Annotated in this window: 19 protein-coding genes, 1 tRNA gene and 1 pseudogene; 10 read left to right on the top strand and 11 right to left on the bottom strand. The window is 69.6% G+C overall.

The window, feature by feature from the left end; all coding sequences use genetic code 11:
- Nucleotides 1–237 precede the first annotated feature (237 nt).
- Together NDI65_RS16355 and NDI65_RS16350 are read left to right on the top strand one after the other, a co-directional pair.
- Entirely contained in the window at nucleotides 238–537 is a 300-nt protein-coding gene (locus NDI65_RS16355; RefSeq protein ID WP_089781884.1) for a winged helix-turn-helix domain-containing protein, read from the top strand.
- Nucleotides 534–986 (top strand): hypothetical protein, encoded by a 453-nt coding sequence (locus NDI65_RS16350; RefSeq protein ID WP_089781866.1) that lies wholly within the window; start codon nucleotides 534–536, stop codon nucleotides 984–986. Before NDI65_RS16355 ends, NDI65_RS16350 begins: the two co-directional genes overlap by 4 nt.
- Before the next feature lie 93 nt (nucleotides 987–1,079).
- On the opposite strand, the gene msrB is transcribed toward NDI65_RS16350, so the two are convergent.
- From msrB to NDI65_RS16325, 5 genes are all read right to left on the bottom strand, one after another.
- Entirely contained in the window at nucleotides 1,080–1,481 is a 402-nt protein-coding gene (msrB, locus tag NDI65_RS16345; RefSeq protein WP_089781868.1) for a peptide-methionine (R)-S-oxide reductase MsrB, read from the bottom strand.
- Nucleotides 1,482–1,544: 63 nt separating this feature from the next.
- Nucleotides 1,545–1,964 (bottom strand): hypothetical protein, encoded by a 420-nt coding sequence (locus NDI65_RS16340; RefSeq protein ID WP_089781869.1) that lies wholly within the window; start codon nucleotides 1,962–1,964, stop codon nucleotides 1,545–1,547.
- A 13-nt stretch (nucleotides 1,965–1,977) separates the two neighbouring features.
- Complete coding sequence (locus NDI65_RS16335) at nucleotides 1,978–2,682, bottom strand: ATPase domain-containing protein (protein ID WP_089781871.1); 705 nt, start codon at nucleotides 2,680–2,682, stop codon at nucleotides 1,978–1,980.
- An 86-nt stretch (nucleotides 2,683–2,768) separates the two neighbouring features.
- A complete protein-coding gene (locus NDI65_RS16330) occupies nucleotides 2,769–3,545 on the bottom strand; it encodes an aldo/keto reductase (protein WP_089781873.1) in 777 nt (258 codons plus the stop codon).
- Entirely contained in the window at nucleotides 3,542–4,273 is a 732-nt protein-coding gene (locus NDI65_RS16325) for an HAD family hydrolase (RefSeq protein ID WP_089781875.1), read from the bottom strand. Before NDI65_RS16325 ends, NDI65_RS16330 begins: the two co-directional genes overlap by 4 nt.
- 156 nt (nucleotides 4,274–4,429) lie before the next feature.
- Here NDI65_RS16325 and NDI65_RS16320 point away from each other — a divergent pair, with 156 nt between their 5' ends.
- Nucleotides 4,430–5,464 (top strand): FAD-dependent oxidoreductase, encoded by a 1,035-nt coding sequence (locus NDI65_RS16320; RefSeq protein WP_089781877.1) that lies wholly within the window; start codon nucleotides 4,430–4,432, stop codon nucleotides 5,462–5,464.
- A 64-nt stretch (nucleotides 5,465–5,528) separates the two neighbouring features.
- Here NDI65_RS16320 and NDI65_RS16315 read toward each other — a convergent pair whose 3' ends face one another.
- Nucleotides 5,529–7,274, bottom strand: a complete 1,746-nt coding sequence (locus NDI65_RS16315) for a Rieske (2Fe-2S) protein (protein WP_089781879.1) — start codon at nucleotides 7,272–7,274, stop codon at nucleotides 5,529–5,531.
- A gap of 206 nt (nucleotides 7,275–7,480) precedes the next feature.
- Between NDI65_RS16315 and NDI65_RS16310 the strand changes: the two genes are divergently transcribed.
- The gene (locus NDI65_RS16310; RefSeq protein WP_310893846.1) at nucleotides 7,481–8,350 is read left to right on the top strand and encodes a PHP domain-containing protein; all 870 of its coding nucleotides are present in this window, start codon (nucleotides 7,481–7,483) and stop codon (nucleotides 8,348–8,350) included.
- Between the two features lie 79 nt (nucleotides 8,351–8,429).
- On the opposite strand, the gene NDI65_RS16305 is transcribed toward NDI65_RS16310, so the two are convergent.
- Nucleotides 8,430–9,473: an Lrp/AsnC family transcriptional regulator gene (locus NDI65_RS16305; protein ID WP_089781882.1), complete on the bottom strand. Its 1,044-nt coding sequence runs from the start codon at nucleotides 9,471–9,473 to the stop codon at nucleotides 8,430–8,432.
- Nucleotides 9,474–9,581: 108 nt separating this feature from the next.
- On the opposite strand from NDI65_RS16305, the gene NDI65_RS16300 reads away from it, so the two are divergent.
- Nucleotides 9,582–10,664 (top strand): anthranilate phosphoribosyltransferase, encoded by a 1,083-nt coding sequence (locus NDI65_RS16300; protein ID WP_310893845.1) that lies wholly within the window; start codon nucleotides 9,582–9,584, stop codon nucleotides 10,662–10,664.
- A gap of 69 nt (nucleotides 10,665–10,733) precedes the next feature.
- Here NDI65_RS16300 and NDI65_RS16295 read toward each other — a convergent pair whose 3' ends face one another.
- Together NDI65_RS16295 and NDI65_RS16290 are read right to left on the bottom strand one after the other, a co-directional pair.
- Nucleotides 10,734–11,759, bottom strand: a complete 1,026-nt coding sequence (locus tag NDI65_RS16295; RefSeq protein ID WP_310893844.1) for a succinylglutamate desuccinylase/aspartoacylase family protein — start codon at nucleotides 11,757–11,759, stop codon at nucleotides 10,734–10,736.
- A 69-nt stretch (nucleotides 11,760–11,828) separates the two neighbouring features.
- Nucleotides 11,829–11,924: pseudogene (locus tag NDI65_RS16290) on the bottom strand (DUF2892 domain-containing protein); the annotation flags it as partial.
- Nucleotides 11,925–12,007: 83 nt separating this feature from the next.
- On the opposite strand from NDI65_RS16290, the gene NDI65_RS16285 reads away from it, so the two are divergent.
- A complete protein-coding gene (locus NDI65_RS16285) occupies nucleotides 12,008–12,526 on the top strand; it encodes a peptidylprolyl isomerase (RefSeq protein ID WP_058566607.1) in 519 nt (172 codons plus the stop codon).
- 39 nt (nucleotides 12,527–12,565) lie between these two features.
- Here the strand turns inward: NDI65_RS16285 and NDI65_RS16280 are convergent, their stop codons facing one another.
- Together NDI65_RS16280 and NDI65_RS16275 are read right to left on the bottom strand one after the other, a co-directional pair.
- Nucleotides 12,566–13,915, bottom strand: coding sequence for a hypothetical protein (locus NDI65_RS16280; protein WP_310893843.1), 1,350 nt, complete (start codon nucleotides 13,913–13,915; stop codon nucleotides 12,566–12,568).
- A gap of 91 nt (nucleotides 13,916–14,006) precedes the next feature.
- Complete coding sequence (locus NDI65_RS16275) at nucleotides 14,007–16,571, bottom strand: extracellular solute-binding protein (RefSeq protein ID WP_089776639.1); 2,565 nt, start codon at nucleotides 16,569–16,571, stop codon at nucleotides 14,007–14,009.
- A gap of 289 nt (nucleotides 16,572–16,860) precedes the next feature.
- Between NDI65_RS16275 and NDI65_RS16270 the strand changes: the two genes are divergently transcribed.
- The 4 genes from NDI65_RS16270 (at nucleotide 16,861) to NDI65_RS16255 (ending at nucleotide 18,557) form a co-directional block, all read left to right on the top strand.
- Nucleotides 16,861–17,205, top strand: a complete 345-nt coding sequence (locus tag NDI65_RS16270; RefSeq protein WP_148416170.1) for a ferredoxin — start codon at nucleotides 16,861–16,863, stop codon at nucleotides 17,203–17,205.
- Between the two features lie 41 nt (nucleotides 17,206–17,246).
- A tRNA-Leu gene (locus NDI65_RS16265) sits at nucleotides 17,247–17,331 on the top strand.
- A 211-nt stretch (nucleotides 17,332–17,542) separates the two neighbouring features.
- On the top strand, nucleotides 17,543–18,328 hold the full coding sequence (locus NDI65_RS16260; protein WP_089777272.1) for a tetratricopeptide repeat protein: 786 nt from the start codon (nucleotides 17,543–17,545) through the stop codon (nucleotides 18,326–18,328).
- A gap of 52 nt (nucleotides 18,329–18,380) precedes the next feature.
- Nucleotides 18,381–18,557, top strand: coding sequence for a hypothetical protein (locus NDI65_RS16255; RefSeq protein ID WP_167344077.1), 177 nt, complete (start codon nucleotides 18,381–18,383; stop codon nucleotides 18,555–18,557).
- The last annotated feature ends 387 nt before the right edge of the window (nucleotides 18,558–18,944 follow it).

The following is an 18,944-nucleotide window of genomic DNA, read 5'->3' as shown; positions in this document are numbered from 1 at the left end:
CCTCCCGACGCACACCACTCCCCACGCCGATTCACCCGCGGCGACCCACCGAAACACCACCGTCGCGCCCACCAGCACGCATCGACTCGCTCCCCTCGAACCCCTTACGAAACGCACCCTGCCGAACGCACCCACCACACACCACCACGTGCGAATCACCGCGGGCCTCGGCCGGCGCGGACGCGAGGCCCGCCGTTTTAATACGTCCGGATTTGACGGTTTACCCGGATGCGACGTGTGCTGTGGTGGCTAATCGGCGGATCGCGCGGGGGGCGGAACCGCCTGCGAATCATCCGCGCGCTCGACGACATGCCGATGAACGCCAACCAACTCTCGAACGAACTCGACCTCGACTACAAGACCACACAGCACCACCTGGAACTCCTCGTCGAGAACAACGTGTTGATGACTATGGGCGACAACTACGGAAAGACGTATTTCCTGACCGACCGGATGGAAGCCAACCTCGACGTGCTCGACGAGGTTGCTCGAAAGGCCAACTTGACCGACGTCTCCGCGGGAGGTGACGACGCGTGAGCGACGCGTCTAACCGAGACCCCCTGCGACGAACCGCCATCGTCGTGGGCGTCTCGCTCGCCGTCGCGGCGCTCGCGACGTGGTTCACCCCCGAGCTCGTGGCGTGGTTCGCCCCCGAACTGTTCGGCCCGCACAAGCCGGGCGGCCCCGGCGGCCCGCCCATCCCGGACCTGTTCATCCAGTTGAAGCTGTTCGTCTCGACGTACAACCTCGTCGCGCTCGGGTTCCTCGCGGGCACCTACGCGATGCTCTACCGGGAGCTTCCGAACCGCTTTACCCTGAGCCTGCTCCTCTTCACGGTGGCGCTGCTCCTGTACGCCCTCACGTCGAACCCGCTGGCGTCTCTCCTCCTCGGGTTCAGGGGCAGCGGGCTGGGTCCCTTCACGTTCCTGCCCGACCTCTTTGCGGCCGTCGCCGTGACGTTCCTCACGTACCAGAGTTCGGCGTGAGGCGGGGGGTACCGGGGTCGTAGGCGGCGATTCGGTCCGCCCCGTTCTCCCTTCCGTCGCGCGTTCTCCGTTCTGTCGCGTTCTCTCTTCGCGCTACTCCTCGTCCGCCTCGAAGTCGAGCGCGACCGAGTTGATACAGAAGCGCTTGCCGGTCGGCTCCGGGCCGTCGTCGAAGACGTGGCCGAGGTGGCCGCCGCAGGTCGAACAGACCACCTCGGTGCGGTCCATCCCGTGGCTCAGGTCGCGCCGAAGCTCGATGTTCGAATCCTCGGCGGCGTAGAAGCTCGGCCACCCGCAGTTCGAGTCGTACTTCGTCTCCGAGTCGAACAGTTCGGTCCCGCAGCCGGCACACCGGTAGACGCCGTCGTCGCTCCGGTCGACGTGCTCGCCGGAGAACCGCGGTTCCGTCCCCTGTTCGCGGAGGACGCGGTAGGCGTCCTCCGAGAGGCGCTCGCGCCACTCGGACTCGGAGAGGCTGAATTCGCTGTCGCTCATGGGTTCATAGAGGACTCGGACGCCCAAAGGCCCGTCGGCTACCCGCGTCGGCGGCGTGGCCGGCTACCCGCGACGGAGGAACTCAGGCAGTCGAATCCGAGCGAAGTCGTCGCCGCCGTCGCCATCGAGGACGGACGCGCGGCCGACGGCGTCGGGGATGCCCTGTTTGTCCGTCGGCTTCTGCATCGTCACGTCGGCGCGACCCGTCGTGGCGGGCGTCGTCTCCTCGTCGACGAGCGCCTCCCAGACGTCCTGTTTCGAGTCGTACTCCGACTCGTTGCGGGCGACGCGCTGTTTGCCCTCCTCGAAGGCGAGCTGGAGGACGCTCCGGCCGTAGGCGGTGCCGGCCTGTCGGCGGATGCGCTCGAACTCCCCGCGGTTCGGGTGGCCGAGCGCGCTGGAGACACCGAGGGCGTACATCCGGCGGATGGCCTCCTCGTCCGAAATCGTCCGCCAGTCCGTCCCGTAGACCCGTTCGTACATAGTTGTGAGTACCTCAGAGGTCGACCTTCGAGCGGGGGTCGACGACCAGCCCGTTGTCGGTGAACTCGATCGAGCGGATGTCGCAGTCGATGTCCGACCCGCGCATCTTGATGACCTGGATGCCGCGTGTCATCCCCGTCGCCTCCAGATAGTTGTGGAAGAACACCACGCCGTGGGCGAGGAAGTGCTCGTCGGAGTACGACGAGGGGTCGGTCATCTCGGAGATGAGAAGCGTCGTGGCGTCGCCCTGCTTGAGCGCCGTCAGAAACCGCGTCATCTCCTCGGAGCCGTTGGCGAAAAACAGCCGGAGCAGCATCGTCGAGTCGATGACGAGCCGGTCGACCTGCCGGGAGTTGACGAACGCGACGATCTTGTCGGTGAGGCTCTGGACGCTCGACGACCCCCCGCTCTGAGAGAACTGGTTGAGGATGTGTTTCCCCTTCGGGCTCACGAGGTTGATGAAGTGAAAGCCATCGGAGCTGGCGAGCGTCTCGAAGCCGAAGTCGAACCCCGACATATCGTTTATCAGCTCGTCTTCGGTCTCGTGCATGGTGATATACATGCACTTCTCGCCGTTGCGAAGCCCCTCGGCCATGAACTGCGCCGTGAACGTCGTCTTCCCGCTCCCCGGCGGTCCGCTCAGCACGTACAGTCGGCGCGGGAGGAAACCACCCTGGATGAGCTCGTCGAACCCGCTTACCCCACTCGGAATCCGCATGGTCGGACACTCGCCCGCCCTGATATAATCGTTCCGGGACTGGTATCGAAATTGAGACTTCGGGACGGCATCGAACGCCCGACTCGTCACTCGGGAAACAGTTCGACCTCAGATTCGATACCGTCGATGGTCGCCACGTCGGCCGCGTCGAGTTCCAGCGAGACGGCGTCGAGGTTCGCCCGGAGGTGTCTCTCGCTCGACGCCTTCGGAATGGGGCACAGCCCCTTTTCGGCCAGCCACGCGAGGCTCACCGCCTCGGGCGTCGCGCCGTGACTCTCCGCGACCGCGACGACCTCGTCCACGTCGCGGACGCGGCCCCCCGAAAGCGGCGAGTACGCCACCACGTCGTAGTCGTGTCGCTCGGCGTGGTCGAGGAGTTCGGGGCGCTGGAACAGCGGGTGGTACTCCGTCTGGTGGGCGACGAGCGGCGCGTCGAGCAGGTCGAGCGCCTCGTCTACCTCGGCGACGGTGAAGTTGCTGACGCCGACGCCGCGGGCGAGGCCGTCGTCGACGAGTTCGTCGAAGGCCGAAAGCGTCGCCTCGGGGTCGTAGGTGTCGATGGGGCGGTGGACGTACAGGAGGTCGACGTAGTCGACGCCCAGTCGGTCGAGGCTCTCGCGGGTCGTCCGGCGCACGTCGGCGGGCGCGAGGCTGTCCGCCCAGACCTTGGTGGCGAGCGTCACGTCCTCGCGGGGGACGTCGGCGGCCGCGAGCGCGTCGCCGACGACCGCCTCGTTCCCGTAAATCTGCGCGGTGTCGACGTGGCGGTAGCCCAGTTCCAGCGCCGCCGTCACGGCGGCGGCTTCGCCGGGCGTGTCGAGGCCCATCGTCCCGAGGCCGATGCGGGGGAGCGACCGGGTCATCGAGACGACTCACCGCCCTCGCGGCCGCCGTCGGCCGCGGGACCCGACGCGGCGGACGCGTCGCCGACGACGGGCACGCCGTCGAGTTCGAGCAGGTCGTCGAGGCCGGCGATTTCGTGGGTCGGGTCGGGCGTCGGCGTGTGGTCGGCGCGGTGGCCGCGGCGGATGAACGCGGAGTCGACGCCCGCGGCCTCGGCGGCGGCGATGTCGCTGTCGCTGTCGCCGACGAACAGCGGCGATTCGACGCCGAGGTCGGCCATGGCGCGTTCGAGGTAGTAGGGTTCGGGCTTCTTGCGGTGGAGGCTCGTCATCGAGGGCTCGCGGCCGTAGGCGGTGCCGAACAGGTCCGTCGCGTCGAGGTGGTCGACGACGAAGTCGATGGTCGCCTGCTGGTTGCTGGAGACGATGCCCATCGGGGCGTCGATGCGGCGGAGCGCGTCGAAGTCGTCGTAGGGGACTTTCCGCCCGTCGGCGATGGCCCGCCGTTGGGCGGCCGACTGGCGTTCGTCGCGGACGCGGAACAGCGTCTCGGGGTCGATGTCGTACGGTTCGGCGGCGGCGCGCACGTCCTCGGGCGACACGTGGATGACCACCTGTTCGACGTGGTCCGGGTCGGGGTCGGAGACGCCGAGTTCGGCGAAGGCGTCCCACGTCGCGTCGCGGAGGGGCGAGAGGTCGACGAGCGTGGTCAACACGCCGTCGTGGTCGAAGATGACCGAGTCGTACATACACCGACTCCGGCGGCGCGACGTGAATCGTTTTCGCCTCCCGCCGGGGCGGCGGGCGCGGACGCGGTCCCTATTCCCGCCGCGTTGCGAGTCTTTTAGCGCCTCGAAGTCGCAGTTGTAGCCGATGCTGGCTGGACTCTCACGCGGGGTGGCGAGATGACTCGCGACGTGTGCATCGTCGGAGCCGGGGCCGCTGGGGCTGGCGCGGCGTACGCGCTCCGCGAGGCGAACGCGAACGTCACGGTTCTCGAAAAGAGCCGCGGGGTGTGCGGGCGCGCCGCGACGCGCCGACGACACGGCTGTCGGTACGACCACGGCGCGAACTACGTGAAAGACTACGACCGCCGCACGGCGCAACTCGTCCGCGGACTGGGCGCGGACGGACTGGTCGACATCGACGAACCGGTCTGGACGTTCGACGGCGACGGCGTCATCTCCGAGGGCGACGCCCGCGACCAACACAAGTGGTCGTGGACCGAGGGCATCACCCAACTGGCGAAGCGCCTGCTCGCCGAGACGGAGACGACCGTCGAGCGCGAGACGCGCGTCGCCGCAATCGACCATAACCCCGACAGCGGCTACTGGTCCGTCGTCGACGAGTCGGGGACCCGCCACGGTCCGTACGACTCGGTGCTTCTGACGCCGCCAGCCCCGCAGACGGCGGGGATTCTCACCGAGATGGGCTGGGGCGACCAGTGCATGGTCGCGCTCCGCGAGGCCATCGGGAGCGTCGAGTACCGGACGATTCGAACCGTCGTCCTCCACTACCCCTTCGAGCGCGAGGAGCCGTGGTACGCGCTCGTCAACACCGACAAGACCCACCCGGTCGGCTGGGTCGCCCGCGAGGAGTGCAAGGAGGGCCACGTCCCCGACGGCGAGAGCCTGCTCGTCGTCCAACCGAGCCCCGAGTGGTCCGAGGCGCACTACGACGACCCGCTCGACGACGCGGCCGACGAGGTCGCGGGGATGGTCGCGGACCTCCTCGACGACGAGCGCCTGCGGGACCCCGACTGGGTGGACGACCAGGGCTGGCGGTACGCGCTTCCCGACGGCGTCGCCGACCGAGAGATACTCCGCCGCGGGGAGTCTCACGGCCTCTACTTCGCTGGCGACTGGACGGTCGGCGAGGGCCGGGTCCACGCCGCGCTCTGGAGCGGCGTCGACGCCGGCGAGCGAATCGCCGAGCAGTAGACGAAAAGAGCCGACGGCGACGGCGACGACATCCACAGGGTCGGCGCGACGACCCGACTCAGGCTCAGAGGTCGGCGTCTTCGCCGTACACCGACTCGCCGCGCTGGAGCCGAGCGGCGATACCGAACGTCTGTTCTCGCTCCCGGCGCGTCGGCGAGTGCGCCGCGAGGTAGCGCGCGACGCCGACGAGGAGCGTCCGCGCCTCCTCGGGCGGCCGCGTCGCCGCCTGTCTGAACCCGGCTTCGAGCGCCTGATAGGTGTGGAAGCCGGCGTCCTCGCGGAGCAGCGCGCCACCGAGTTCGCGGCGGAGCCTCGCCGGGTCGCCGCCGCCGTCGAGGAACCCCGCGGCCGCGCGACCGGCGTCGTTCACCCGCCCCTCGGCGTCGAACGCCGCGGAGAGCGTTTCGAGCGCCGCCGCCGGGTCGGCGTCGGGGGTCGGGTCGGGAAGCGGGGCCGGCGGCGTGTTCAGGAACCGGTCGAGGTAGACGTTGACTGCGGCGTCGAACACGCCCCGATAGAGCTCCGCGGCCCCGGTCCGCTCGGCGAGCCGGTGGACCGCGTTGGCGTAGGTAAAGGTGTGGTGGACCGTGTTCCAGTCGCCGAACTCGTTGGTGGTCGAGAACCGCGCGACCCGCGTGCCGGCGGCGAAGGCGACGACGTCGGCGAGTTGGACGGGCGTCGCGCCGGCCCGAATCGCCTCGGTCAGCGCGTCGACGACGTCGTTCGGGTCGTCGCCGAGGAGGGTATCGAGCAGGTCGTCGGGGCGTGACCACGTCTCGCCCGCGCCGGCGTCGACGTGGTCGTCGAGGTCGGCGAACACGTCGTCGAGCGTGCCCGCGAGGTCGATTGGGCGACGCCACTCGGCGGACTCCTCGGCCCGGTCGGCGCGGGCGAGTCCGCGGACGAGGCTCGGGAGGACCTCGTCGGCGCGGTCCCAGCCGACGTGGTCGAGCGCCTCGCAGGCCTTGTTGACGAAGTCGAGGACGTGTCCCGTGTCGAGGTAGCGGTGGTCGGTGGCGGCGGCGGCGACCATGCCGGCGAGTTCGGCGTCGTCGTGACCGGCCGCGATTGCGGTCCGGAGGACGCGCTCCGCGCCGTCGGGGTCACGGACCTCGACGTTCTCGCGGAACCACGACCGCAGGCGGTCGAAATCGGCGTCGGTCGCGCCGAGGGCGTCCTGTTCGAACCGCGGCGGCTCGTCGGAGACGTCGCCCGCGACGTGGACGAGTCCCTGATAGAGCGCGCGCTTTCGGTCGTCCGGGTCGAGGTCGGAGAGGACGTTCGCCATCGCGGTCAGGATGGTGAGCCCCGACCCCCAGCCGTCGCGCCGGTAGCGACAGCCGAACCGGACGCCGGTCGAAAGCGGCTCTGTCGGCTCGACGCCAGCGTCGAGGAGGCCGATGACGGACTTCGCGACCACCAGCCGGAGGTTCTGTTCGAGGCCGTCTTCCAGCCGGTTCGACCAGCGGACCGCCGGCGGTTCGTCCGAGTCGGGGCGGGGGTCGACGTAGACCGTCCCGTCGCGCACCTCCACGGGGTAGGTCCGCACGTCGTCGGCCCACGGGTCGAAGGTGTCGCCGCAGGAGAGCTCGAACCGGGCGTGGTGCCAGTGACAGGTCAGTACGCCCTCGTCCACGGTGCCGCGGACGAGCGGGAAACCCATGTGCGGACAGGCGTTGTCGACGGCCCTGACGGAACCCTCGTGGTCGAAGAGGGCGATAGAGCGCCCGTCCAGCGCGACCAGTTCGCGGCCGGACTCGCGGAGGTCCGCGAGGTCGGCGGCCGGTCGAAAGCGGTCTTCGGATGCCATGTGTACACGTTCGACACGGAAAATCCTAAAGATTCGCTGAAACGAATTTACGTCCGCGACGTGACCGTTTCCGGGAATCACCCAGTCGCGGACGCTCCCGACCGATTAGCGTGGGTTTGGGATTTCACCGTCCCCGCCCCTTCCCGTGCTGCGAGCTAGCACGATTCGGGCGTGTCTTTTTCGTCACCGAGGCCTAACGAGGAGTCGTGTCCGCGCTGACCGTCCGCATCGACCCCCACGTGCACTCGGAAGGCTCGTACGACGCGCACGACCCGGTGGAGCTCATCTTGGAGCAGGCCGCCGAAATCGGGTTGGACGCCGTCGTCGTCACCGACCACGACGTCATCGACGAGTCGGTCCGAGCGGCGCAACTCGCACCGATGTACGGCCTCGTCGGCATCCCCGGCGTGGAAGTCTCGACGGCCGACGGCCACCTCCTCGCGCTCGGCGTGGAGGAGCTTCCCCCGCGGCGTCGCCCGCTGGACGAGACGGCCCGGTGGGTGCGCGAGCGCGGCGGCGTCGCCATCGTCCCGCACCCGTTCCAGCGGAGCCGACACGGCATCGGTCGCCGCCGGCTCGGTCGGTACCACGACGCCGCGGGCGGCGACGCCTTCGACGCCATCGAGACGTACAACTCGTGGCTCTTCACGGGCTACAAGAACCGCCGCGCCCGCCGGTTCGCGGCGAATCGGCAGTACCCCGGCGTCGCCGGCAGCGACGCCCACAGGGTCGGGTACGTCGGCCGCGCCTACACGGAAATCGACATCCCCGACGTGTCGCGGGCCTCCCTCACCGCCGACGACATCTTGGACGCCATCCGAAACGGTTCGACCGAGGTGCAGGGCCGTCGGACGCCGATTCCGACGAGCACGAAGCACTACGCCGGCGCGGCGGGCCGGAAGTCCGCGTACTACGCCAAACGCGGGGCGCTCGGGAGCGCGCTCCTCGCCAAGAAGGGCGCGTTCAAGTCCGGCTACTACGCGAAACTCGGCGCGCTCAAAAGCGGGTCGCTGGCGAAGACCGGCGTCGCGCAGGCCGCGCGGATGCTCTACCGGCTGTCGCCGCTGTCGCGGTAGGCGGACTGATGTGACGCGGACGGCGGCGCAAGCGTCGAAAACGAGCGGTGTTCGGGCCGGCTTTGGTCCGTTTTCTCTCTCAGTCGTCGGAGCCCACGAGCTCCTCGTACTGCGCGCCGGTCTGCTTCAGTTTCGCCGTCGAGTACAGTCGCTCGTGGTCGAACGGGAGGTGGTCGGCGGCGAGTTCGTCTATCTTCTCGTCGACGGCGTCGGCGTCCCGGCCGTGAATCATGGTAAAGAGGTTGTACTCCCAGCCCTGCTCGGGGCGGCGCGGCCGATGGTAACAGAGCGTGACGTACGGGAGGCTCCCGACGGCCTCGCCGCGGGCGTCGAGTTCGTCGTCGGGGACGTCCCAGACGACCATGCAGTTGTTCCGAAAGCCCGTGACGATGTGGTTGACGACGCAGCCGATGCGCTTGATACAGCCGTCCGCGAGGAGGCGCTCGACGGCGACGAGCACGTCGTCGACGTCGGCGCCGAGGCCGTCGGCCACGTCGCGGTAGGGCGTCTTCGACAGCGGGAAGCCGCCCTGAATCGCCACGAGCAGGCGGGCTTCGAGCGCCGAGAGGTCGCCGGTCGCGTCCTCGGAGATGCGGGTGGCGCTCACGTCGGTCGCGCCGAGGCTCTCGCGCGCGAAGCGGTCGTCGTTGACGATGGGGAATTCGAGGTCGATGTAGTAGTCGGTGAGCATCGGGAGGTTCAGCACCGCACAGCCGGTGCGCTCCTCGATTTCGTCGAGGATGCGGTCGCGCGTCTCGCGGGAGCCGGCGGTGACGACGAACCACATGTTCCACTCGTGGGCGCGGCGGTAGTTGTGGTTCACCTGCCGGTAGCCGTTGATGATTTCGGCTATCTCCTCGAAGCGCTCTTCGGGTGCGGCGACGGCCGCGAGGGTCGAACTGCCGATGACCGGCGGGTTGAGCACCGGGCCGAACCGCCGGAAGATACCGTCCTCGCGGAGCCGGCGGACGCGGTCGATGGCGTCGTCCTCGTCGATGCCTAGCTCCTCGGCGACGACGCGGAACGGTCGTTGCTCGACCGGAAAGCCGCTCTGGTAGCCGTCGATAAGCGCCGCATCGACCTCGTCGATGCCGTCCCGCCAATCGTCCGCCAACGCGCTCATTACCCCGCGTTAGGAGTCGGGAAGCCTATCGCTTTCGGACGGCGTCGACGCTCCCGGGCGACGGGACCGAACGGGACGTTTTTTGACCGCTCGCGCGAACACAGGCGCATGGCAGTAGTCGAAAGCGAGTTCGGGGAATGGCCGCTGAAGCGTCTGATGACGGAAGTCGTCGGCACGGGCACGAAGTCCGCCGAAGACATGAGCCGCGAGCAGGCGTCCGAGGCGATGCGCCGCATTCTCGCCGGCGAACCGGACCACACGACGCTCGGGGCGTTCTGGCTCGCCAACCGCTGGAAGCACAACAACGCGGAGGAACTCGCCGCCTACGCCGACGTGATGGCCGAAGGCGTCGAGTACGCCGAACCCGACGCCGACCCCGTCGACTGCGGCGCGAACTACGACGGCAAGGGCAAGACCGCCATCCTCGGCGTCGCCGCCGGCGTCGTCGCCGCCGCGGCCGGCACGCCCGTCGTCGTCCACTCCGGCGACCGCGTCCCGACGCAGAAACAGGACGCCTACAAGCACGTCCTCGACGAACTCGGCGTCCGCACGGAACTCGACCCCGAGGAGTCCGCCGACATGGTCGACGACACCGGCTTCGGCTTCTACTACCAGCCGCGATTTAACCCCGCCATCCACGCCCTCTGGGAGCGCCGCGACAACATGGGCGTCCGGACGTTCGTCAACACCATCGAGACCATCGCCAACCCCGCGAACGCCTCGGTCCACCTCGGGTCGTTCTATCACCTCGCGTTCGCCAAGAAGATGGTCGACACCTTCGAGGAAAGCGAGCACCACGACCTCGACCGCGTGCTCATGTTCCAGGGGATGGAGGGCTACGACGACATCCGCCCCGGCTACACGAAGGTCGCCGAGTGGACCGCCGGCGACGACGGCGAGGCCACCTTCGACGACTTCGACATCGAGACCGCCGAGTACGGCATGGACTTCGAGTACGACGACCTCGGCGTCGACGAGGACGACGTGGCCGGCGACTCCGCCGACATCACCGAAGCCGTGCTCGCCGGCGACCGCGAGGACCGCTTCGCCGACGCCGTCGCCCTCAACGCGGCGCTCCGCATCTACGCCCGCGAGGACGCCGAAACCATCGACGAGGGACTGGAGATGGCCCGCGACGCCATCGCCTCCGGCGACGCGGAAGCGGTGCTCGAAGACCTGCGCGCGTTCTGAACTCGCGGCCGACTCGAACGCTTTCTGTTCAACACGTCGGTCCCTCTTGTTCGACTGAACCGCCGTTCTCTATATGTCGAGGTCGCCGTCGGTCTCGTCGAACGGGTCGTCACCCTCGGCGTCGGCCTCGCCGTCGTCCAGCGGGAGCGCGATGCCGACGAGCGTCTCGCCGGCCGTGACGGTGGCCTCGCGGGCGATGGAGTAGACGATGCCCGCGCGCTCGGCTTCGACCTCCTGCAACACCTCGTAGGTGGTCGGGTCGTACACCCAGCCGAGGTGGTCGCCGGGGCGGACCTCGCGGGCGAGTTCGACGTCCTCGCGGGCGACGAACAGCCCCGAGGCGTCGGCTTTCACGCGGCCGAGGTGGTTGCGGTAGGTGCGGCCGTCCCACGGCTCGACCGCGCCCGAGAGGATGCCCATGTCGCGGCAGACGTTGAGGACGCCCTCGACGCCGGCGACGACGGCCGGCTCGACGAGCTGTTTGTTGTGGGCGAGTTCGGGCGTGATGGAGGGGATGCCCGCGTTCGTGGCCGCGACGCGGAGTTTGCCGTCGAAGCTCCGTTCGGTCCACTCGTCGTCGGCCTCGTCGCCCGCGGCCTCCGCGAGGAGGATGTCGACGCCGAACGCCCGCGCGAGGTCGCGGGAGGACTCGTCGCCCCGGAGGTAGACGGTGTGGGTGAGCATGTCCGGGCTCCCGGTGTGGAGGTCGACGATGGCGTCGGAATCGCTGATGTACTCCCAGAGCTTCGCGGCCATGCGCTGGTGGAGCGAGCCCTCGGCGTCGCCCGGCCAGACGCGGTTCATGTTGGAGTTGACGGAGTCGAGCACCTCGGGGGTGACGTAGGAGACGCGGTCGAACGTCAGCGGGTCGGCGACGGGGACGGCGACGACGCGCCCCGAGAGCTCCGCGCGTTCGAGGCGGCCGTGCAGTCGGCGGAGCACTTCGGTACCGTTGATTTCGCGCCCGTGTTGGGCGGCCTGCACGTAGAGCGTCGGGCCGTCGGTCCCGTCTGCTGGTTCGTAGGTGTGAACTGTCGTCTGTACCGGGACGCCGGAGGGGAGGCGGGTGAGCGTCACGGTCTCCGCGGTGTGCATATCCGACGCATCGCGGTGGGGTGTCTTGTAGTTAGGGGAGCGAGAAAGACAGACGGCGTGGGGCGGCCGTCAGTTCCGGTCGTCCGAGGTGTCGATGCCGAACGGGAGATACAGCGGGCACGTTCGCCGGAACCCGGTCACGAGCAGGACGACGCCGACGGCGGCGACGAACGCGACACCGAGCGCCGCGGGAACCGGCCCGAACCCGAGGCGGCACGGTTTTTACTCGGCCGCCCGACGGGGCGAGTATGAGCGACAACCCAACGGCCACGCTCCACACGAACAAGGGCGACATCACGGTCGAACTCTTCGAGGACAAGGTCCCGAACACGGTCGAGAACTTCGTCGGCCTCGCCACGGGCGAAAAGACGTGGGTCCATCCCGAGACCGACGAGACGATGGAGGGCGAGCCCCTCTACGAGGACATCCTCTTCCACCGCATCATCTCGGACTTCATGATTCAGGGCGGCGACCCGACCGGAACCGGTCGCGGCGGCCCCGGCTACACCTTCGACGACGAGTTCCACTCGGACCTCAGCCACGACGGCCCCGGCGTGCTCTCGATGGCGAACCGCGGCCCCAACACGAACGGCTCGCAGTTCTTCATCACGCTCGACGCCCAGCCCCACCTCGACGGCAAGCACGCCGTCTTCGGGAAGGTCACGGACGGCATGGACGTCGTCGAGGACATCGGCTCGGTCCCGACCGACCGCAACGACAAGCCGGTGTCCGACGTGGTCCTCGAATCGGTCGACGTCGAGCAGTAAGCGCCGCGAGCACCGAGACGCGACCGAGCGCGCCGGACGCTACCCGCTCGCGTTCGTCGCGGGGGCGACGGTCCGGCCGCCGGTCGACCCGTCGGCGCGGTCGAGCCACGCCGGTCGCGTGACCGTCGTCTCGCCGACCGCGTCGTACGCGAACCAGACCTCGACGCCGAGGCCGTCGCGGGTCTCGTAGGTGACGCGCATCGAGCGGACGAAGCCGCCTTCTTCGACGATCGCTTCGACCCGATAGTCGCGCGACCGCGGGAAGTCGGTGCCGCGGCCCCGAACTCGGTACAGCGCGGTCCCGCTTTCGGCGGTCGCGTCGGTCACGCTCTCTACGCGCGTCACGCTCGTCTCGTCGGTCGAGAGGTACCACTCGACGTAGCGGGCGGCGCGCGAGGCCTGCCGTCCCGGGCCGTCGCGCACGTCGGGGTCGAGGACGCGGGCGGCGACGCCGTCCGGCTCGGCGGGGCGGCGGGCGTAGCGCGTGGTCCCGTCGGCGTACGCGTCCTCCGAGGCGGTCGGGCGCGGGAACGCCCTGAGTTGTCCGGCGCGCTCGACCTCGGAGGCGTAGACGTTCGGGGCCTCGACGCGGACGACCTCCACCTCGCGGCCCGTCTCGTCGCCGGCGATTGACTCGCGGTATCGGAGGGTCCACCGGTACGACCGGTTCGCCGCGGCCCGGCGGTGGGCGGCCGCGAGGCGCGTCGCGTTCTCGACGCCCGCGGTTGTCACGCCGGGGGCGACCGTCCGCGGTTCGGGTGTCGGCGTCGGGTCGGGAGTCGTCGTCGCGGCCGGCGTCGGAACCGGCGGCTGTTGTCCACCGAGCGCCGGCCCGAACTCCAGCACGCCGCCCGGACCGGCGGTCACGACGACCGCCGCGAGGAGGAGCGCGACGAAGAGAAGCGGGACGACCGGGAGCGACGAGAGCGAGCGAGAAAGCGGAGCGACGACTGCGCCGCCCGCATCGTCCGCACCCCTCGCACCGACGCCGCCGTCATCGCCCGGCAGGTCGGCGAGGCGGACGCCGAAGTGGTCGGCGACGAGGTCGTCGCCGCGGCCCTCGGGGACACCGTACCGGACGAGGTCGTAGAGGTCGTCGACAGAGATAATCCGGGCGGCGTCGGGGGCCGCGCGCCGGGTCCGTTCCGGGTCGCCGAGCGCGACGACGACTGTCGCGTCGGCCGGAACCGACGGCGACAGGCGGAACCGCGAGCGCGAGACCACCGCGAGTCGCTCGGTTCGGTCGCCTCTGCGGGCGACGACGAGGCGGTCTTCGACGGTCGTCTCCCACCCGCGGGCGGCCCAGAGGTCGGCGAGGAATCGGCGGCGGTCGCTGGGGCCGACGGCGCGAATCAGGTCGCCGAACCGCGAGCGACGGGACTGCCGCATCGCTCGGAATTAGGGCTCGACGGCGAAAGAATCTCCGGGCGGTCGCTGAGGGGCGGCCCGTTCCGACTCGCACTGACCCGGTCCCACCCGGTCAGCGGTCCGCCGAGTCCTCGTACTCCGACAGCCGGGCCGACACCTGTTCGTCCATCGTCGTCAATACGGCGTCGAGGTCGCGGCCGCCGAACAGCTCGGACAGCCCCTCGGAGACGATGGTCCTGACGGTCGTGAAGGGGCCGACGCGAGCGCCGCGGGTGGCCGGCGTGTCGACGGTCTCGGCCAGTTGGTCGAACGCGACCGCGAAGCCGGGGTGCTCGTCGAACCAGCCGTCGTCGCGGAGGAGGTCCCGCGTCCGGCGGTGGACCGGGAAGTACCCCGTCCGGCGGTGCCAGCGACGCTGTTGTTCGGGCCGGGTGAGCCACGCGATGAACTCGCCCGCGGCGGCCCGTCTCCGGGATTCGACGCCGTCTGCGACCCACAGCGACGCGCCGCCGACGACAACGCCCTCCCGCGACGACCCGGGGGCGGGGAACCGGCCGACTTCGGCGGTGAACCCGCGCTCTGCGGCCCCTCGAACGACCGACGCGGCGCTCGAACTGGAGTCCACGAGCATCGCGGCGCGGCCGTCGAGGAACGCCTCGCGGGCGTCTCGGCGGGCCTCGACGCCGGGGTTGTACAGCAGGTCGTTGCGTTCGAGGTCGCGCCACCACTCGAACACGCGCGTCCCGACCGGGCCGTCGAGGTTCGAGGTGCGGGCGGTGCCGCTCCGCCCGTTGTCGGCGTCGAAGAGACACTCGCCGGCGGCGGCGAACCACTGCTCGACGAACCAGCTGTAGTTCGCCCACGTCGCGCCGTAGTCGACCGCGCCGCTCGTCTGCAGCGTCGCCGCGGCGGAGGTGACCGCGTCGAACGTCGCCGGCGGGTCGTCGGGGTCGAGGCCGGCCCGCTCGAACGCGTCGGCGTTGTAGTACAACACGGGGTTCGAGGCGTTGAACGGCATCGACCAGAGCGCGCCGTCGTGGCGGTAGTAGTTGGCGATTTCGGGGACGAGTTCGCCCGCGGACGCCCCGTCGGGGAGCACCGACTCGACGGGGATGAACGCCCCGCTGTCGAGGGCGCGCTGGGTGCCGACCTCGTACAGTTGCGCGATGGTCGGCGGCGTCCCCGACCGGGCCGCGGCGAGCGTCGCGTCGAACGTGCCGCGGTAGCTCCCCTTCGACGCGGTGTCGACGCGGACGCCGTCGTGTTCGGCGTTGAACTCGTCGACGAGCGACTCCAGGACCTCGGCCTTGTCGCCGGACATGCCGTGCCAGAACTGGACGACGGTCTGTCCCGACTCGGTCGCCTCGGCGTGGAGGCGGTAGTCGTCGATGGAGTCTTGGAGGTGGTCGGCCTGGTCGGAAAGCGCGCCTATCTTCGTCACCGCCTCGGAGAGCGACACGGTCTGTCGGCGGGCCGACCCGGCGGCGTCGACCGCGAGCGCCGCGGTCTCGTCGCTTATCTCGCCGACGCCGTCGGCCTGGCTCACGACCTCTTGGGAGGTCGCCGCCTGCGAGTCCGTGGCGTCGGAAATCTCGTGGAGGCTCCCGTTCGTCTCTTCGAGGTCGGAGACGACGCCGTCGAGCGCCGACAGCGCGTCCTGAATCGTCTCGCTTCCCTCGTCGAGGCGCTGGCTCGTGTCGGTGATGTCGTCGACCGTCGCGGCCGACCGACTGCGAACCGTCTCGATGGTCGATTCGATGTCGGCGGTCGCGGCCTGCGTCTCCTCGGCGAGCGCCTTCACCTCGTCGGCAACGACGGCGAAACCCGCGCCCGCGTCGCCGGCGCGGGCGGCCTCGATGGAGGCGTTGAGCGCGAGGATGTTCGTCTGCTCCGCGATGTCGGAAATCTTGGTCGCGATGCCGGTGATGTCGTCGATGTGGTCGTCGAGTTCCTCGACGCGCTCGACGGTCGCGTCGGTCCGCTCGCCGATGGCGGTCAACTCGTCGATGGCGGTCTCGGCGGCGCGTTTGCCGCGGTCGCCGCGCGAGACGGCCTCGTCGGTCGCGTGCCTGATTTCGTCGGCGGAGGCGGCGACCTCCTCGATGGTCGCCGAGAGGTTCCGCATCTCGTCTGCGACCTCCTCGACGCTCTCGCTTTGCCGGCGCGCGCCCGCCGCGATGTCGTCGACGGAGTCCGCGACTGACCGGCTCTCCTCGCGGCTCTCCTCGGCGGCGTCGGCCACGATTCGGGTCGACGCCGAGACCTGGTCGGCGAAGGCGTCGACGTCCCGCATGGCGGCCTGCCACTCCTCGAACAGCTCGTTGAGGAGGCGGGCGTGGCGCGCGAGCGCCGGGTCGTCGGGCACGTCGACCCGGACCGTCAGGTCGCCGTCGATACAGCGTTCGATAGCCGCGGAGAAGTCGTCGAGGTCGTCGAGCGCGGCGTCGTTCGAGCCCGCCGACGCGGTGGCATCGCCATCGGTGGAGCGAGGCTCCCCGGCCCCAGACCCGACGGCGACCGTGGGGGGTCCCCCGCCGTCGCTCCGCGCGTCGTCGCGCGCCGGCGCGTCTGCGGCGTCCGATTCGGATTCGTCGTCGGTCGCGCGCGAACCGAGCGCGGCCCGGACGGTTGCGCGAACCGACGACGCTCGTCTCCGGAGGTGGCTGTCGTCGTCCATTGGTCCGGAATGTCTCTGGTCGGTGATAAGACCACGCCTTCGGGTATCAAATATGAGAACGTATTCGTGACTGGCGGTGAATCAGTCGACTGCCCGTTCGACGGCAGCGTTCCACTGAGTCCGGATTCGTCCGAGAGAATACGGTACGTGTACTCGCCGGTTCTTGGGAGCGGGCGCGGAGCGGTCGCTTCGACGGACGTGACAGAAGTTCGAATCGTGGCGCGGGTCCGGCCCGCGGCGTCGCCGCGCGACCGACAGCGCAAAGACCACCGCGCGGCAAGGGCCGACGATGAGCGAGGAGTCCGACCGTCCGAAGCCGAGCGACTTCGGAACCGACGAGAACGCCCCGCCGGTCGACGAAAAGCCCTACAAGATAATCTTCGAGGCGAACAAGTGCTTCGGGGCCGGCCGGTGCGCGGAGGTCGCGGACAACTGGGAGATGGACCTCGAAACCGGCCTCGCCCGCGCCAAATCCTACTTCATCGGCGAGGACGAACTCGACGAGAACGTCGACGCGGCGGAGGTCTGCCCGGCGAAGAAGGGCCGCGGCGTCATCCACGTCATCGACCGCCGGACCGACGAGGAGCTCTCGCCGAACCCACACGGCGACGGGACGCTCTCCGTCGACTGGTAAAGCGAAAGCACTTTTCTCCCCCTCGAAGAACGGGAGAGTGCGCGGGGGTGGCTGAGCCAGGCCAAAAGCGGCGGACTTAAGATCCGCTCCCGTAGGGGTTCGCGAGTTCGAATCTCGTCCCCCGCATCGATTCTCTGAACGTAGTGAAGGGAGCGATGCGGCCAGAGAGATTTGAGCTAGGGAGCGTCGCGAACGGAGTGAGCGGAGCGAGTGGAGTTCGAATCTCGTCCCCCGCATGTTCGTCGCCGAGCGGCGCGTCCTCCGTTTCACCGCCGTGGACCGGTCCGCCGCGGCGGGCGGCGACCACGTTATCTCGGTTCCCCGCCAAGTGATACGAATGGTTTCGACGCGCAGACACCGCTACTCGGAGGGACAGGGGTTCGGAAACCCGTACGACGGGTTCGACCTCGACCCGCCGACGTACCGGGTGAACGGGCGGCTCGTCGACCCGGCGGACGACCACGCCCTCGCCGAACTCGTCGACGAGGCGGGAATCGACCCCGAGGCGGTCGACCCGGCGGCGCTCGTCGAGGTCGGACTGGCCTACGTCGCCGTCGAGGAGTACGAGCAGGCCGTCGACAGCTTCGGACGCGCAATCACCTACGCCGACGAGGACTCGCCGACCGCGTGCGAGGCGTGGGTGAACAGGGGGGTCGCCCACGCGCAGCTCGGGGAGTACGACGAGGCGGTCGGCGCGTACCGCGAGGCGCTCCGCATCGACGGCGACGGCGAGTACGCCGCGGTCGCCGAGACGAACCTCGCGTACGCGCTGTGGGAGCTCGGCGACTCGTCGGCCCCGCTCGACCGCGCCGACCGCGCCGTCGAACTCGACCCGCGACTCCCGCAGGCGTGGTACAACCGCGGCTTCTTCCTCGCCGAGCGCGGCCTCCACGAGGAGGCCGTCCGCTGTTTCGACGCCGCCATCGCCCTCGGGATGCGCGACGCCTCGGTGCGCGGCGAGCGCGAGCGGTCCGCGGCGTTCCTCGAAGCCGACGCCGTCGAGAGCGAGACCGAAGCGCGGGAAAGCGCCGCTCCGGAACGGGCCCGCGTCGGTGACGAACCCGAGACGCGCGAGGTCACCGCCGACGCGACCGGCCCGGAGGTGAGAGAGCGAGGCGAGTAGGACCGCACCCACAACTATTTTGACAGTTCGAATAATGAGATGTAATTAGACCGTGACACCCGGACACCTCATCACGCGATTCGACGCCGCGCTCCTCGGCATGGCCGTCTGTCTCCTCGTCGGAGCCGTCGTCGGCGTCGTGTCCGCCCTCCCGACGCCGCTGGCCGCGGGCGGCGGCGCGACCGGTGCCGCCGCTCTCGCGCTCGGCGTCACCGCGAGCGAACTGTAGCCGAGCGTCAGCATCGCCGTCGGACGCGAGCGACGCCGTGACGGCCTCGCCACCGACGGCTCGGTCGGTCACGATTCGGGTTCTGGAACGCGCACTGGGCGGACGTCACTCGATTCGGATTCCATTCGGGCGCGCGAGAACGCGAGCCGGCGGCTCTCGGACGTGAGTTTCGTGAGAAAGGGATAGGCAGCCGCACGGGATCGGCCCGCGCGGCGAATGCCGCCCTAGATTGGTCCCCGCTGACGCTTCGGCCCTCCAAAGCGAAGCGTCACCTGAACGGAGTGCGGCGAGATACTTAAACGTGCCGCCATTCGCCCAAAACCGCCGCAGGCGGGCGATTCGAGGGCGCTCGCGACGCAACGGGCTTTTCTCCCGTCGGCACCTTCG

The organism is Haloferax sp. S2CR25 (assembly GCF_031624535.1).
In the GTDB taxonomy this organism is placed as follows: Archaea; Halobacteriota; Halobacteria; order Halobacteriales; family Haloferacaceae; genus Haloferax; species Haloferax massiliensis.
Note: the sequence above shows the minus strand (reverse complement) of the source record. Positions and strands in the feature narration are given on the sequence as shown.

What these genes read in the sequence shown, in the direction of transcription:
- NDI65_RS16285 (WP_058566607.1), top strand. Translation starts at nt 12,008, where the DNA reads ATGAGCGACAACCCAACGGCCACGCTCCACACGAACAAGGGCGACATC.
- NDI65_RS16340 (WP_089781869.1), bottom strand. Translation starts at nt 1,964, where the DNA reads ATGTACGAACGGGTCTACGGGACGGACTGGCGGACGATTTCGGACGAG.
- NDI65_RS16260 (WP_089777272.1), top strand. Translation starts at nt 17,543, where the DNA reads ATGGTTTCGACGCGCAGACACCGCTACTCGGAGGGACAGGGGTTCGGA.
- NDI65_RS16320 (WP_089781877.1), top strand. Translation starts at nt 4,430, where the DNA reads ATGACTCGCGACGTGTGCATCGTCGGAGCCGGGGCCGCTGGGGCTGGC.
- NDI65_RS16300 (WP_310893845.1), top strand. Translation starts at nt 9,582, where the DNA reads ATGGCAGTAGTCGAAAGCGAGTTCGGGGAATGGCCGCTGAAGCGTCTG.
- NDI65_RS16270 (WP_148416170.1), top strand. Translation starts at nt 16,861, where the DNA reads ATGAGCGAGGAGTCCGACCGTCCGAAGCCGAGCGACTTCGGAACCGAC.
- NDI65_RS16305 (WP_089781882.1), bottom strand. Translation starts at nt 9,473, where the DNA reads ATGAGCGCGTTGGCGGACGATTGGCGGGACGGCATCGACGAGGTCGAT.
- NDI65_RS16330 (WP_089781873.1), bottom strand. Translation starts at nt 3,545, where the DNA reads ATGACCCGGTCGCTCCCCCGCATCGGCCTCGGGACGATGGGCCTCGAC.
- msrB (WP_089781868.1), bottom strand. Translation starts at nt 1,481, where the DNA reads ATGAGCGACAGCGAATTCAGCCTCTCCGAGTCCGAGTGGCGCGAGCGC.
- NDI65_RS16275 (WP_089776639.1), bottom strand. Translation starts at nt 16,571, where the DNA reads ATGGACGACGACAGCCACCTCCGGAGACGAGCGTCGTCGGTTCGCGCA.
- NDI65_RS16325 (WP_089781875.1), bottom strand. Translation starts at nt 4,273, where the DNA reads ATGTACGACTCGGTCATCTTCGACCACGACGGCGTGTTGACCACGCTC.
- NDI65_RS16295 (WP_310893844.1), bottom strand. Translation starts at nt 11,759, where the DNA reads ATGCACACCGCGGAGACCGTGACGCTCACCCGCCTCCCCTCCGGCGTC.
- NDI65_RS16335 (WP_089781871.1), bottom strand. Translation starts at nt 2,682, where the DNA reads ATGCGGATTCCGAGTGGGGTAAGCGGGTTCGACGAGCTCATCCAGGGT.
- NDI65_RS16315 (WP_089781879.1), bottom strand. Translation starts at nt 7,274, where the DNA reads ATGGCATCCGAAGACCGCTTTCGACCGGCCGCCGACCTCGCGGACCTC.
- NDI65_RS16280 (WP_310893843.1), bottom strand. Translation starts at nt 13,915, where the DNA reads ATGCGGCAGTCCCGTCGCTCGCGGTTCGGCGACCTGATTCGCGCCGTC.